The sequence below is a fragment of the Priestia sp. P5 genome (genome assembly GCF_029522155.1).
Lineage (GTDB): Bacteria > Bacillota > Bacilli > Bacillales > Bacillaceae_H > Priestia > Priestia megaterium_E.
In genome coordinates this window covers 2,581,606-2,595,642 of the sequence record NZ_JAKWFJ010000001.1, presented here as the reverse complement: position 1 = coordinate 2,595,642, position 14,037 = coordinate 2,581,606, and the positions used below count along the sequence as shown (strand labels likewise).

Here is a 14,037-nt window from a genome sequence, read left to right as displayed (position 1 = left end):
AAAGGACTTTCAAATGAAAGTCCTTTTTATTTTTATAGAGGTTTTAGCGTAAACGTGTTTGTATACGAGCGGTTAGCATATAGTGTGTAATCAGGGTGTGTTTTAGCTCCCCAGCTGTCGTCTCCGCCAACGCCCATTTGCTTGTAGTTAACCCGTACGGTTACTGAATCGCTTGACGGCAATTTGTAAAAATGATCGTAAGCCTCCAGTTCAAAAGGTGAGTAAGGTAAAGCATTCAGCTCGACTGTTGGCAAACCTTTTAGTAAAAAACCGCGCCCTTGATCGTCTGTAATAGTGGCCCATCGAACGTCCGTTTTATTTCCGCATTCTTGAGGGCGTAAATACGGTGTGACTTGCTTCTTTACACTGCCTTTATGAAGGCCAAGCTTAGCGCCAGTTTTACGGTCCCAATAATTTTCATGAGGTCCTCTTCCGTACCACGTTAAAGAATCAAAAGTCGCATTCATCGTAAACAGCATGCCGATTTCAGGAATTTCAGGCATTGTCTCAGAAGATGCTAAGGATTGTTCAATTTTCATTTCACCATCGTTATATAGCGTATACGTTACATAGCAAGAAGCAAGAGAGTTATCTAAAGCTAGTTCAACCGAAATGATAACAAAGTCAATTTGCGGCTGAACGGTTACTTTTTTCACGTGCTGCTCTAAGCTTGCTTGACGCCACGTTTGACATCTTTCATGCAGTTTATTTCCGAGGTCATTATCGGTTACTGCACGCCAAAAATTCGGACGGAAACCTGACGCAAGCAGCTCGGTGCGCTCATAGTTGTAAGAAATAAACTGTCCTTTTCGCTTATCAAAAATAGCCGTGAAGTTAGTTCCAGTAACCGTAAGCGTTTGTTCATTTTGTTCAACGGTTAAAGCAGGATAAACAGCTTTAACTGAAGGTACAGCGGTTTTAGCAGGCAGTACAAACTGTTCGTACGCCACTTCATATCCAGCTGAAGCCCAAGCTGTATCTTTGGACAATCTGAGAGAAAGAGTTAAAACAAATTCATCAGTTTCATTTTCTTGCTCATAAAGAGGATAAGAAAGCGTCAGTTCGTCTGTACTATCAGGAGCTACATTTAAAAGAGACGCATGTTTTTCAAGTAGTTCACCGTTTTTTTCAACAGTCCAAACAAAATCATAGGCGTTCAAGTTTGTAAACAGGTGTTTGTTTTGAACGGCAAATTTTCCTTTTGCTGCGTCGACTGCTGTCCACTTTACGGGCTGATAGCATTTTTTTACTTCTGCAATTTTCGGGCTAGCTGTCCCATCAGCAAAGATTAAGCCGTTTCCGCAGAAGTTGCCGTCGTTAGGCGTATCGCCAAAATCTCCGCCGTAAGCTAAGTAAGAAGTACCGTCTTCTGCTGTTGTTTGAAGAGCTTGATCTTTCCAGTCCCATATAAAACCGCCTTGCAAGATTGGATATTGATCAAACAGCTCCCAGTATTTGTACAGATTTCCGCAAGAATTACCCATTGCATGGCTGTATTCGCACAAAATGTAAGGTTTTTTCGGATTCATTAGTGCATAGCGCTCTACATCTGCTGGCTTAACGTACATCGTGCTTTCTATATCTGAAGCATCATAGTCGCGATGATGGAAAATTCCTTCGTAATGAACGAGTCTCGTGGAATCTTTTTCTTTAAAAAAGGTATACATATGCTGAAAGTTTTCTCCGCCAAATGATTCATTGCCAAGCGACCAAATAATAATAGAAGGGTGGTTTTTGTCACGTTCGTACATCGAACGACAGCGATCTAGTACGTTTTCTTTCCATTCTGGCTTGCTTCCTGGAACGGCTTTTTGTTCACCTTCTTGTAAATAAGTCCACGTTCCGTGCGTTTCTAAATTGGTTTCATCAATCACGTACAGTCCGTATTCATTACATAGTTCATACCATACTGAATCGTTAGGATAATGGGATGTACGCACCGCGTTAATATTATGCTGTTTCATCAGCAAAATGTCGTGAAGCATATCTTCGCGCGTGATGCCTGCCCGGCCTTTTACTGAATCAAATTCGTGGCGATTCACTCCTCGAAGTACAATACGCTTGCCGTTGATTGTCATAAGACCGTTCTTTAGTTCAAACGTACGGAAGCCGACTTTACAGCTTTCTGTTTCAATAATAGAACCAGCAGAATTCTTTAAGCTGAGTACAAGCGTATACAAATTAGGACTTTCTGCGCTCCATTTTGCAGGGCTTTTAATGTGTGTACGCAAGGAGACTGTACGTTGATCGCTTACACTTAAATTTGTTTGCAGCGGAGCTTGTAGTACTTTTTGGCCATTCGCGTCATACAGCATGATTTCAAATGTTAGATCTTGAGTATCGTGCTGAAAGTAATTTAAAATATCAGCTGAAACGATAAGTTCACCATCTCGGTAGTTGTTATCAAGCGACGAACGAACGCTAAAGTCATAGATGTGGACCGGCGGAGTAGAATAGAGATACACATCTCGGAAGATGCCGCTCATTCGCCAAAAATCTTGGTCTTCAAGCCAGCTTGCATCACTCCAGCGATATACTTCTACTGCTATAGTATTTTCACCATCGTGAAGGTAAGAAGTTATATCAAATTCAGCTGGAGTAAAGCTGTCTTCGCTGTATCCAACAAACTCACCGTTAACCCATACGTAAAAAGCAGATTCAACGCCTTGGAAGCTGACGTACACGGGCTGATCTTTCCATTCTGATTTAGGTGTAAAAGTACGGACGTACTGACCGACAGGGTTATATTTAGTCGGTGCAAAAGGAGGTTCGAGCTCTTCATTTTCAACCCAAGGGTATGTCACGTTTGTATATTGAGGATAGTCATATCCTTGCAGCTGCCAGTGTGAAGGAACTGAAATAGAGTCCCATTTCTTATATGAAAATTCAGGAGCGAAAAAGTTTTTAACGCGGCCATCTGCATTTTCAGCAAAATGAAAGTACCAGCTGCCATTTAAGCTTTGATAGTAAACAGAAGATTTTCTATCATTTTTTAAGGCCTCTTCGACCGTTTGATAAGGCATGAGTAAAGCGTGTGCTTTTGAACGGTTCAATTGAAAAATCTCAGGGTTGTTATTCCATTCAGGGTATCCGTTTGCAGGTGCTGTATAATTAAATTTCTTGCCGGTTTTTAACATGTCGATCCCTCATTTCTAGATTACTAGGTTATTAGTTTATATGAAAATGATAACGTTTTCTGAAAACCTTATCAATCTAATTATTTTCATGATAATATAACTATATTCACATAAAAAGGAGGAAGTAATGTGGACCGTATGTACTTTCCGGCTCTTTCAGATGAAGATATGAAACTGCCATTTTATGTTACAAGCGCTGGAAGCTGGCGACATCAAACGTATATTAAACGTCAGGGAGAGTTTCCTGATTATCAATGGATTCAATGTATAAAAGGAAGAGGCGAGCTTCGTGTAAATGACGAGGTTTATATTATAAAAGAAAATGAAGGAATGTTTCTGACGCCGCACGTTCCGCACGAATACTATCCCGTTACGAGCGAATGGCAAGTATGCTGGGTTTCTTTTAACGGAAGTGTGATTGATGATATCATGCTTTCTCTTCAATTTATTAATTCGGGAAAAATCGTCCTTACACATGCTGAAAGTCTTTATAGGATGCTACAAGAGCTAATGAATCGATTAGAAGAAAATCATACCTCTAGCACCATGCAGTGCTCTGAACTACTATATAGCGTCATTTTGAAACTTCGCCAAGACAGCGTATATATAGAAAGCAAAAGTCGCCTGCAGCAAATTACTCAGCTAAACCCAGCCCTTCGTTATATCGAGGAATATTATCATCAGCCGTTAACGCTAGAAGTACTGGCGCAGCAGCTCAACGTAACGGAGCAGTATACGTGCTTGCTTTTTCAACAATCTCTTGGTATCCGTCCATTTGAATACGTAACGCGCGTCCGAATTCAAAAAGCAAAGAAACTGCTGCTTAAAAACAGCCAAATCTCTGTACAAGATATAGCAAGACAAGTAGGGTATGAACATCCTAGCTATTTTATCAAGCGCTTTAAAGAACAAGAAAACGTGACCCCAACTGTTTTTCGGAAAATGTATTTTTCATAAGTTACATACAACAGGGTTTATCTAGGTCATAAGACATGAAGTGCATGCTAGTTATTCCGTATGAGTTTTAAAAAAGAAATTAAATGTAGTTTTAAGTGAAAACGGGGAGGAAAAGTAGAGAGAAGAAACAAAAAGGAGGGATAAACGTGTTTGGGTTAAATGATCTTCCAAAGTTTGTGTGGTCATTCTGTCTTGTATTGCCACTTGTATCATTTGTTCATCAGCTGGGGCATTCCGTCATGGCAATTATTTTCGGAGGGAAGGTCGATTTTACTATTGGGCGGGGGAAAACCATTCTTAAAATGGGGAAGTTTAAAATTAAGTCAGTCTATTTTCTAGACTCGTTTTGTAAATATGAAAATCTTAAGAACGATAGTCGCTTTTCCCATGCAGTGGTGTATGCGGGTGGTGTACTGTTTAATTTACTTACTATTTTTATAATAAATGGATTAATTATGGCTAATATTCTGCCTGAAGATATATTTTGCTATCAATTTGTTTATTTTTCAGTCTATTATGTTATTTTTTCACTGTTGCCAATTCAATATACAGAAACATCTGCAAGTGATGGACGTGCTATATATAACGTATTACGGTACGGGAAAACGTGTGATCCAGATTAAAGGCTGTGTGTAGCAGCCTTTTTTGGTGCCTTTTTTCTGTTTCATTTAAATGAAAAAAGGAAAACTTTACGAAAAGAAAATAGTAGCGGATAATAAAGATATTACGCTATAGAATGGAAGAAAGGAGAGGATTCATACGATTATTGAGACAGAGCGAATGACGCTGCGAGCTATGGCCGAAAGCGATGCAGGCAATTTAATGAAAATATTTGAAGATGCTGAAACCATGAAGTATTATTCTTCTACTAAAAATGAACAAGACACATATCGCTGGATTCAATGGATGAAGCAGCATTATCAAACATATGGCATTAGCATGTGGGTCGCTGAGGCTAAACAGAATGGAGAGTTTCTAGGGCAGTGCGGCATGGTTCTTCAAAAAGTAGACGGAAAGGTAGATCCAGAGCTTGGCTATTTATTTTTACGCAGCTGCTGGGGAAAAGGCTATGCGAGTGAAGCAGCAAAAGCTTGCCTGCATTACGGACTTAATACGCTGAAATTTCAGAAGATTATATCATTAATTGATCCGGCCAATTACCCATCGATTAAAGTGGCTGAAAGAATTGGCATGAAAAACGAAAAGCAAGTTAACAAATGGGACAAATCATTATTCTTTTATAGTATATATAATGAAAAATGAGAGTATAGGGGTGTTAGCATGATCAAAATTAAGAACGTTTCGGTAAAACGAGCAGAAAAAGAAATTTTAAAAAACGTGTCGTGGTTAGTGGAAAAAGGGGAACATTGGTGTTTGCTTGGGTTAAATGGTTCCGGAAAAACGACGCTTTTAAATATAATCAACGGATATATCTGGCCTACAAAAGGCCAAGTAGAAGTTCTTTCAAGGAAATTTGGAGAAACAAATCTGTCTGAGCTCAGAAAAGAAATCGGGTGGGTAAGTTCTTCGCTTCAGCAGAGATTTAGAGATGACGATACGGTTTTAGAAATGATTTTAAGCGGTAAATTTGCATCTATTGGTTTATATGAACAAGTGGAGCAAGAAGATATGAACCAAGCCATAGAATTAATGCAGCTGCTAAATTGCGAAGATTTACAAAAACAGGCGTACGGAACACTTTCTCAAGGAGAGCGTCAGCGAGTGCTAATTGCCCGAGCTCTTATGGCTTCACCAAAGCTTTTAATACTTGATGAGCCTTGTACAGGGCTAGATATAATGGCCCGAGAACAGCTTCTTCAGCTGATTGCAAAAATGGCAGAGCAGCCAAAAGCGCCTACGCTTATTTATGTTACTCACCATGTAGAAGAAATTTTGCCTTGCTTTACCCATACGCTTTGTATGCGCCAAGGAGAAGTGTTTTCTTCTGGAAAAACGAAAGACCAGCTCACTGAGCCGCATCTTTCTAAATTTTTTAATCACTCCGTAGAGATTCAGCAGCAGAAGGAACGCACTTGGCTGTCATTAAAAGAACCGGTAAAAAGCTGAGCTAGCGTCGAGAAATCTTCTTACATACCATGGGAAAAAGAGCGCTGCTTGCAATGGAAACAAGCTCATTGTGGAGATAATGTTTACATGCTACATAAATAGTGGTGCTGCAAATAATATCAATTAGTAAAAAAGCAGCAATGTCATGTTTATCAATGGTTACAAATACAAAAGAAGAGGAATCATAAGCTGTCATTGTTGGCTCCTTTGTTTATATCGTTATGTTACTTTATTCACAAAAGGCTTGGGCTATACGAACTTTTAAAGAAGTAAGATGATGACAGCTGATTCTCTTTTCTACAGCTGATAATATTCTTGTTCAAGTATACTCATGATAAGATCTGTCTGAAATGCCTCTTCAATAAAAGCACCTTCACGCTCTATTCCTTCTTTTACAAAACCGCATTTTTCATAACAAGCAATGGCTCTATGGTTGTATTCGAGCACTCGTAAATCGACTCTGTGCAAGTGAAGGTGTTCAAATGCGTACGCAAGTACCAATTTTGTAACTTCAGTGCCGAGCCCTTGGTTCCAAACGGAAGAATCAAATAAACCAATTGCATACCGTGCGCGCCGGTCGTACTCGTTAACGGTCAGCCGAGCCTCTCCAACAAAACGCTGCTCATATTCAATACACCAATTCAGCTTTTGAGACTTTATGTACTCGACGTGCCGCTTGGCATCTTGTAATGTAAGAGGTTTTAAGTTTCGGGTATCGCCTCCGTACATACGAATAAGTTCTTTTGTTTGTTTGCATGCTAGATAGTCATTTACATCGCTATCTTTTGGTTTTCTTAGTATCACATTTTTTCCTTTTAAAAGTGGTGAAACATTATTCATTTGATGCATCCTTTCTTTCCTAACATTAAAAAGGTATTCCACTTCTTTCCTAAAAAACCTGCTTTTATGTATAAAAAGAAATTGAGACATAACTAAGTCCATCGAATCTTAAAACAAACAAATGGGATCAATGTGCTAGTATGGAGGGCTTATTACGCTGCGGTTGATTTCCGCGCAAGCCTTGGCTTCCCATTAACTGCTCTACATACATGAAGCCTACGTTCACCCTAGAAATGAAAAAATCCGAACGAGTTGGATTCTCAAGCAAGAATCTCGATTCATCGTTCGGAATTCCCTTCAGCTAAACTACTTTTGTCCCAGCCTCTTTACGAAGAATGTTTTTTTGCATAGTGGGCAAGTGCAAGAAGAGGAAAAATATCATTGTAGCTGTGGTACTGAATATAAAATTGTCCAGGAAGACCAATTCCCGTGGGGTAATGAGTTTGCTGCGCTGTAAGATTTGGGTTCAGTAAAAATTTAATTCCTTTTTCAACGGCTCGATCTTTTAATGGACATATTGTCATTAAAGCATCGAGAGCCCAGGCCGTTTGAGAAGGGGTGCTAAACGATAGTGGCACATATTTTTTTAAAGAAGCGCTATAGCATGATTCTCCGAACCCGCCGTCTTCTTGCTGAATGCTTTTGAGCCAGTTGATAGCTTTGATGATACGCGGATCAGAAGCAGAAACCCCTACAGCACGGAGTCCTGTAATAGCGGCCCACGTTCCGTAAATGTAGCAAACTCCCCACCGGCCGTACCAGCTCCCATTATCCAATTGGTGATCAAACAGCCATTTTACTGCAGCTTTAATCGAAGGGTGGGATTTATTCATACCGGCAAAGTTTCCGAGGCACTCAAGCACTCGACCGGTTAAATCGGCAGTAGCCGGATCCGTCGCTGCATCTTTTGCATTTTCAAGCGGCAGATAAGTAAATAAAATAGAGTCGGTATTTTTTTCAAATGCAGCAAAACCCCCGTCTTTGTTTTGCATGGACAGCAGCCAGTTAATGCCTCTTTGCCAAGACTCCAAATAATCTGTATCGGTTTGCGCTCTTCTAGAAAGAGCTCTGATAGCAGCAGACGTATCGTCTAAGTCAGGGTTATTCGTATTAATATCGGAAAATCCCCAGCCTCCAGGTGCTGTATTTGGGTTATGAAACTGCCAATCTCCAAGCTTTGTATGCTGTCTTTTCTTTAAGTAGTGAGTTGTGCCTTTAATCATGGGATCTTGCTGCGGTACACCTGCTTCCTGTAGAGCGTAGGAGAGCAGCGCGGTATCCCAAACGGTTGACGTGGAGTTTTCTACGTGCACGTGGCCGCTGCATGTACTAAGTAGTGAACAAATACCGTCAATTGCTTTTTGGATCACAAATGAATCTTTTTTGTAGCCAAGAGCTAAAAGACCGTAAATCATAAAAAAAGTAGAGGTGGCGTAGCTGTAGAGTGTTCCATCTTTTTCAATTCTTTCTAGCATGTAACGCTCAGCTGCTTGATAACCAAGCTTGTGGATGTAAGAAGGTAAAGAAGCAAGCTGTTTTAAATGGTCGACTAAAAAAATAGAAGCGCGTGATTCTTGAGCAGTTTCCTTCGATTCCTGTTTCTGTTCTCTTACATCTAAATGAGAAAGAGAAGGTGTATGCCTAGAAGTAAGTGAAAATTTTTTGTTTCCCGCTATCATCATCGGAACGAAGTGAATTCTGGCATAGGTGCTTAATTCATAAAAGTTAAGCGGTACATAGGTAGGCACGAGCAAAAGAGAAAGCGGGAGGTAAAATAGCTTTGGCCACTCGTATAAGCCGTTCACAGAAAGCATCCATCTTGTAAGAAAATGAGCGCGCGAAATGCCTCCAGAATCTATAATATATCTTTCTGCTTTTCGCAAGATCCGGTCGTTTTTTTGGTAATAACCTGAATATAAAAGAGCTGTATAAGCTTGAATAGTGGCGGATAAGTTATGTTCTTCATCATCAAACAACGTCCAAAGACCATCTTCATTTTGAAGGGAAACGATCCGTTCGGTTAATTGTTTAATCAACATTTCTTTATCTAAATCAAAGGTGCGAAGAAGCATAATTAAAAACGCATCAGGCATAACGCCTGTTTCAAAACAGTAGCGAAATGACCCGTCATTTTTTTGTGTTGGGCGCAGATAGGCGATTCTTCGCTGAATCTCTAGCTGAACTTCCTTTAGCAATATGATCACCTCTTATGATAATGCTTTTCAATCTTTCGACCTGTTTCTTTATAACTGTATTCAAAGGAAGAGAGTTCTATGAGAGGAGAAAGTTGCAAAGAATAGAGCGCTTGCTGCACAATAAAGGTACTGGAAAATTGGAGTGATAGAAGTGAAAGAAATACAGGTAGAAGTCATTCAAGGACGAGGCTCTTACCGAGAGCTTGGTAAAATGCAAGGGGAATTACATAAAGGAACAAAGCTGTTTGAAAATCATCATAAAAGAAGAAAACGTTCATTACGAAGTTATCAAACGATAGCAAAAGAAGCTCGTCATTATTACGACTTATTTGCTCCGGGACTGTGGGGTGAGCTAGTGGGATTAGCAGAAGGCTTAGATTGGCCTCTTGAAGACGTTATTCACGAGTACAGCGGGTATCAGCAAGAGTGGAAAAAAACGGGATGCTCGGCTCTTATGCAGCACGGCGTGTATGTGCGAAACTACGATTATCATCCTAAAACGTACGAAGGTCGATTTTTGCTTTTTCAGCCAAATGAAGGATATGCAAGCGTCGGGTTTGGAACGAGAATGATTGGGCGAATGGATGGAATGAACGAAAAAGGATTAGCAATTGGCTATCATTTTGTTAATCGCCGCCGTCAAACGAATGGATTTATTTGCTGTACGCTCGCTCGGTTTATTTTAGAAACATGTGAAACGACAGAAGAGGCTGTTGCTATTTTAGAAAGGGCACCGCACCGTCATGCGTTTAATTATTCCATTTATGATCGCAGCGGACAGGGAGCAGTAGTCGAAGCATCTGGACGAGGCGTTCATGTACAAAGAGGGACGATGATGGGGTGTACGAACCATTTTAATCAGCTAGTCGAAGAAAATCGTCATCATTTGGTAGAGTCAAAGGAAAGGCTCGATCATATTCGAGATCATATTGAAAAAAAGCTATCGCCTCTTGAAGCTTTCTCTTTATTTAATGAAGATGAATACGGTATTTTTAAAGAAGATTACCGGAATTCTGCTGGAACGCTTCATACAGTAGCATATGTACCGGAGACGCTGCAAGTCATTGTGGGGATTGGACAAAAAGCAAAACCTCTCATTTTCTCGTTTGAAGATTGGGTGAAAGGAGAACAATTAACTATAACGAATATAAAAGGAACGGTAAATACAGATGAACCCTTTCCGTTTCAGTAAGGAGCAGCATAATGAGAATTGTAACGAATCAAGAGATGTATCAAGTAGATGATTATATGATGAATACAATTGGGATGAGTGAAGAGTCCCTTATGGAAAATGCCGGGCAGGCTGCTGCAAACGCACTGAGTGAGCGAATCGAAAAACATGAAAACATAGGGCTGCTTATAGGAACGGGAAACAATGGAGGAGACGGCTTTGTTATTGCCCGTGCTTTGAAGTCAAAAGGCTATGAAGTTGACGTCTGGGTAGTTCCTGCACGGGAAAAAATAAAAGGCGCGGCTAAAAAAGCCATGATCATCTATGAAAATGCTGGGTTCACGTGGCAATCGGCGGGAGACGGCTTTTCTGTGAAAAAGTATACGGTCCTTATTGATTGTTTATTAGGTATAGGCGTAAAAGGCAGCATCAAATCTCCTTATGATAACATTATAAAAAAAATAAACGACTCTAAGGCTTACATATACAGCATCGATGTCCCAAGTGGAGTAATGGAACAGAAGCAAGAGCTTACGGTACGTGCAGATGCTACGATTACGCTTCAGCAGCCGAAAGTCACGGCATTTACATACCCGAGCAAAGAAAGCTATGGTGAATTGATTGTAGTAGATATCGGTATTCCGCCGCTAGCAATTGAAAAAAGCTCATCTCTTAAAGAGGTATGGTCAACTCAGCATATTAAGAAATCTTTTCCCATTCGGAATGCTTCATCCAATAAAGGTACACACGGAAAAGGAATCGTAATAGGAGGGTCGCTCCAAACACCCGGAGCGCCGATGCTAACGTCAAAAGCAGCGCTCACAAGCGGAGCGGGACTTTTAACGCTTGCGCTTCCGAGCGATATTCATGCGATTGCAGCTGCTCACATGCTGGAAGTGATGTATAAACCATGTCCAAGCAAAGATGGCTCTTTTGCAGGCGAGATTCCTTTAGAAGAAGGGAAGTATGATGCAATTGCAGTCGGACCAGGGCTTGGGAGAACGAAAGAAACGAAGAAAGTCGTCGAACAAGTGCTTCACCAGCCGATTTCTGTTGTAGTGGACGCCGATGCTCTTTTTCATCTTCCCCATTTAGAAAAAGAAGTAAAAGAAAGAGAACATGCCACGATTTTAACACCTCATCCGGGAGAAATGGCAAGGCTCGTGAACACAACAATCGCCGAAGTAGAAGCAAATCGATTTTCAATATCTAGACAATACGCAGTAGAAAATGGGGTGTACCTTGTATTAAAAGGTCCAAATACGATTGTTACAACACCGGATGGAAAACAATACGTAAATACCACTGGAAACGCGGGACTCGCAAAAGGTGGAACGGGTGACACGTTAACAGGGATCATCCTCGCTTTTATTATGCAGCAGGATTCTCTTCAAGAAGCAATCAGTAATGCGGTATATGTGCACGGAAAAGCAGCGGATATGCTGCTCGATCAGGGTCATACAATGATAGATATGTTAGCAAGCGACGTTATTTCTGCACTTCCGGCAGTCTTCGGGCAGCTGAATGAGAAGTGATTTCTTCTGGATTATTAAAGTTTGTTGACAAAATCCTTCAAAAAGTTGTCAAAACTCTGTGTAAATGATAACGTTATTTTACGTAAGATTTTACATAGAAAGAAAGTGATGTTGTGTACTACTCAATGAGACCAAGAGGCATTCATTTAGCTGTGCCTACACTTTTCTTCCTTATTACAGTCGTGTTATTTGCGATGATGCAGTTTGGTTTTTATTTGGATTCCAGCATTCTTCGTAAAATTTGGGTCATCATTATGGCTTTATTGCCCATTGCTGGACTAATCACGGCTATTAAAGGTAGAAGAGGGAGCGCAAAGCCGTGGTTAATTATAGGGAATGTGATTCTTATTTTAACCGTTACAATAATGAGCGTACAGGCTATTATTTATTAAACAAAAAAACGTGTTCGCCAAACAGGCGGACACGTTTTTATTAGGAAAGAGAAACGATTTGCTTTGTTACATAGGCAGCTTCTCCTGCGATTACCACACCATACGTATTCTCTTTTTTTGTAATTTCTACATGAACGAAGCCATCTCTATCTATTTCCTGTCCTTGCTCAATTACAAATTGCCAGTGGTCGTTTTCCTGTTGATCAACATACGTCGCATAATAGGCGCCCATTACGCCAGAAGCTGTTCCCGTTACAGCATCTTCTACCGTACCCGAAAATGGTGAAGAGAAATGTCTTCCGTGCATATGAGCTTCTGAGTGAATCGTTTCAAAACAAAAGGGATGAATAGATGCTTTTGGCATATCAGTTAAAATATGAGGGAAATCTTCTTGATTAGGCTTCATCTTGTTACAGGCATCTAAACTTTTTAAAGGTACAATAAGCGTCCAGTTTCCTGTACTTCCATATACAATAGGAAGTCTTTGATCAAGGTCATCAATATGAAGATTAAGAGCTTTTGCCAGCTTTTCTTTTGAACCTAAAAACGGATGAAACTGCGGAGAAGCTTGAGTCATGGTGATAACAGGTTGTCCGTTTCTGCTCTGTACAGTCATAGGCAAAATTCCAGCATTTGTTTCCACTGTAAATGTAGTCTTTTGAAGTTTGTTTTTACTATGTAAAGCATAAAGAGAAGCGACAGTCGCATGGCCGCACAAATCTGCTTCTTGTCCGGGCGTAAAGTATCGAATTCGTAAATCAGCGCGGGAAGACTTCATGATAAAAGCCGTTTCGTTAAACTGTGCTTGATAAGCAATCTCCTGCATTTCTTCAGTCGAAAAATCATCTCCGTTAAACACAATTCCCGCAGGATTTCCTTTATTAGGGCGCGTGCTAAACGCGTCGTATTGATACACAATCGCTTCTTTCATAAGAATCCCCTCCATTTTTATATCATTATATGAAAGCTATAACCACCGTTATTTAGAATAAAAAAGCAGCAGTTTTTACATGCTGCTTTTCACTTCGCAAAACTATTCTTGCATCACGGCAGTTATTCCTTCTTTTCTAATTTCTAGCATATGAGTCGCTTTTTTATCAATACCTTTAGCTGTATCGGAAGAAATGACGCCCACGCTGCTTAAGTCATAGGCAAGACTTGTAACAAGCAGCTGCTCTCTTTGTGCTAGTGTGCCGTATGTAAGTGCAGCGGTTTTAGCTTGAATGCCACCCATATTTAATTCATCAGTAGAAGAAGCTGCTTCTTTTTTTGCGGCTATTGCTTCTTGATAAAGAGAATCATATCCTCCAAATCCTACTTGGGCAATTAGAAAGTTATAAATGTCATCGGCCGATTTTTTAGAAGGCTGAGAAAAAGCTCTTTGAAATTTATTGCGCGGTAAAAAGTTTAGTGCCGCCTGTCTTCCGTCTTCATAAATTTTTTCTTGTATTTCTTTAGTAGCTTTTTCGTCGTTTTTTTTCTGTGCTGCATCTAGCTGTTTGCGATATTTTTGAATAATGACTCCGTCCTGCTGATTGTTTCCCTCTTTGAAAGTAGCTGCGGCTTGTGGAACATCTGACGTTGCTAGAGTCTCAGCGGCGTTCTCTGAAGAAGAAAAGAACGTATTTTTGACAAAAATAAGTGCAAAAATCAGCAAAATAAACCATAAAAATCTGAATTTCTTAAACAAAATGTTCACCTCTATATAATATTTCTAAATTATGTAAAACAACATGGACCAGT

General features: G+C 40.2%; 13 protein-coding genes. 7 read left to right on the top strand and 6 right to left on the bottom strand.

What is annotated here, in order from left to right:
* Positions 1-32: 32 nt before the first annotated feature.
* Positions 33-3,137: a beta-galactosidase, LacZ type gene (gene lacZ, locus MMB69_RS13895; protein WP_221782958.1), complete on the bottom strand. Its 3,105-nt coding sequence runs from the start codon at positions 3,135-3,137 to the stop codon at positions 33-35.
* 138 nt (positions 3,138-3,275) lie between these two features.
* Between lacZ and MMB69_RS13890 the strand changes: the two genes are divergently transcribed.
* The 4 genes from MMB69_RS13890 to MMB69_RS13875 all read left to right on the top strand — a co-directional run bounded on the left by MMB69_RS13890 (position 3,276) and on the right by MMB69_RS13875 (position 6,161).
* Positions 3,276-4,094 carry an AraC family transcriptional regulator gene (locus MMB69_RS13890; RefSeq protein ID WP_260506632.1) on the top strand — a complete coding sequence of 273 codons (819 nt, stop codon included), beginning with the start codon at positions 3,276-3,278 and terminating at the stop codon, positions 4,092-4,094.
* Positions 4,095-4,240: 146 nt separating this feature from the next.
* Entirely contained in the window at positions 4,241-4,717 is a 477-nt protein-coding gene (locus MMB69_RS13885; RefSeq protein WP_028413498.1) for a site-2 protease family protein, read from the top strand.
* 157 nt (positions 4,718-4,874) lie between these two features.
* Positions 4,875-5,357, top strand: coding sequence for a GNAT family N-acetyltransferase (locus MMB69_RS13880; RefSeq protein ID WP_277447868.1), 483 nt, complete (start codon positions 4,875-4,877; stop codon positions 5,355-5,357).
* Between the two features lie 18 nt (positions 5,358-5,375).
* The gene (locus tag MMB69_RS13875; RefSeq protein ID WP_277447867.1) at positions 5,376-6,161 is read left to right on the top strand and encodes an ABC transporter ATP-binding protein; all 786 of its coding nucleotides are present in this window, start codon (positions 5,376-5,378) and stop codon (positions 6,159-6,161) included.
* Between the two features lies 1 nt (position 6,162).
* On the opposite strand, the gene MMB69_RS13870 is transcribed toward MMB69_RS13875, so the two are convergent.
* The 3 genes from MMB69_RS13870 to MMB69_RS13860 all read right to left on the bottom strand — a co-directional run bounded on the left by MMB69_RS13870 (position 6,163) and on the right by MMB69_RS13860 (position 9,205).
* Positions 6,163-6,357 (bottom strand): hypothetical protein, encoded by a 195-nt coding sequence (locus MMB69_RS13870; RefSeq protein WP_277447866.1) that lies wholly within the window; start codon positions 6,355-6,357, stop codon positions 6,163-6,165.
* 101 nt (positions 6,358-6,458) lie between these two features.
* Positions 6,459-7,001, bottom strand: coding sequence for a GNAT family N-acetyltransferase (locus tag MMB69_RS13865; protein WP_264409119.1), 543 nt, complete (start codon positions 6,999-7,001; stop codon positions 6,459-6,461).
* Positions 7,002-7,327: 326 nt separating this feature from the next.
* Positions 7,328-9,205: a terpene cyclase/mutase family protein gene (locus MMB69_RS13860; protein ID WP_264409120.1), complete on the bottom strand. Its 1,878-nt coding sequence runs from the start codon at positions 9,203-9,205 to the stop codon at positions 7,328-7,330.
* A 142-nt stretch (positions 9,206-9,347) separates the two neighbouring features.
* Here MMB69_RS13860 and MMB69_RS13855 point away from each other — a divergent pair, with 142 nt between their 5' ends.
* The 3 genes from MMB69_RS13855 to MMB69_RS13845 all read left to right on the top strand — a co-directional run bounded on the left by MMB69_RS13855 (position 9,348) and on the right by MMB69_RS13845 (position 12,294).
* The gene (locus MMB69_RS13855) at positions 9,348-10,388 is read left to right on the top strand and encodes a C45 family autoproteolytic acyltransferase/hydrolase (RefSeq protein WP_221782968.1); all 1,041 of its coding nucleotides are present in this window, start codon (positions 9,348-9,350) and stop codon (positions 10,386-10,388) included.
* An 11-nt stretch (positions 10,389-10,399) separates the two neighbouring features.
* Positions 10,400-11,902 (top strand): NAD(P)H-hydrate dehydratase, encoded by a 1,503-nt coding sequence (locus MMB69_RS13850; RefSeq protein ID WP_277447865.1) that lies wholly within the window; start codon positions 10,400-10,402, stop codon positions 11,900-11,902.
* 113 nt (positions 11,903-12,015) lie between these two features.
* Complete coding sequence (locus tag MMB69_RS13845) at positions 12,016-12,294, top strand: hypothetical protein (protein ID WP_223260155.1); 279 nt, start codon at positions 12,016-12,018, stop codon at positions 12,292-12,294.
* 40 nt (positions 12,295-12,334) lie between these two features.
* On the opposite strand, the gene MMB69_RS13840 is transcribed toward MMB69_RS13845, so the two are convergent.
* Together MMB69_RS13840 and MMB69_RS13835 are read right to left on the bottom strand one after the other, a co-directional pair.
* On the bottom strand, positions 12,335-13,225 hold the full coding sequence (locus MMB69_RS13840) for a PhzF family phenazine biosynthesis isomerase (protein WP_221782971.1): 891 nt from the start codon (positions 13,223-13,225) through the stop codon (positions 12,335-12,337).
* A gap of 102 nt (positions 13,226-13,327) precedes the next feature.
* Positions 13,328-13,993 carry a hypothetical protein gene (locus tag MMB69_RS13835; protein WP_264409122.1) on the bottom strand — a complete coding sequence of 222 codons (666 nt, stop codon included), beginning with the start codon at positions 13,991-13,993 and terminating at the stop codon, positions 13,328-13,330.
* Between the last annotated feature and the right edge of the window lie 44 nt (positions 13,994-14,037).

Bases quoted from the DNA above. Each gene is read 5' to 3' on its own strand.
- lacZ (WP_221782958.1), bottom strand. From the start codon at position 3,137: ATGTTAAAAACCGGCAAGAAATTTAATTATACAGCACCTGCAAACGGA.
- MMB69_RS13890 (WP_260506632.1), top strand. From the start codon at position 3,276: ATGTACTTTCCGGCTCTTTCAGATGAAGATATGAAACTGCCATTTTAT.
- MMB69_RS13880 (WP_277447868.1), top strand. From the start codon at position 4,875: ATGACGCTGCGAGCTATGGCCGAAAGCGATGCAGGCAATTTAATGAAA.
- MMB69_RS13875 (WP_277447867.1), top strand. From the start codon at position 5,376: ATGATCAAAATTAAGAACGTTTCGGTAAAACGAGCAGAAAAAGAAATT.
- MMB69_RS13870 (WP_277447866.1), bottom strand. From the start codon at position 6,357: ATGACAGCTTATGATTCCTCTTCTTTTGTATTTGTAACCATTGATAAA.
- MMB69_RS13865 (WP_264409119.1), bottom strand. From the start codon at position 7,001: ATGAATAATGTTTCACCACTTTTAAAAGGAAAAAATGTGATACTAAGA.
- MMB69_RS13850 (WP_277447865.1), top strand. From the start codon at position 10,400: ATGAGAATTGTAACGAATCAAGAGATGTATCAAGTAGATGATTATATG.
- MMB69_RS13840 (WP_221782971.1), bottom strand. From the start codon at position 13,225: ATGAAAGAAGCGATTGTGTATCAATACGACGCGTTTAGCACGCGCCCT.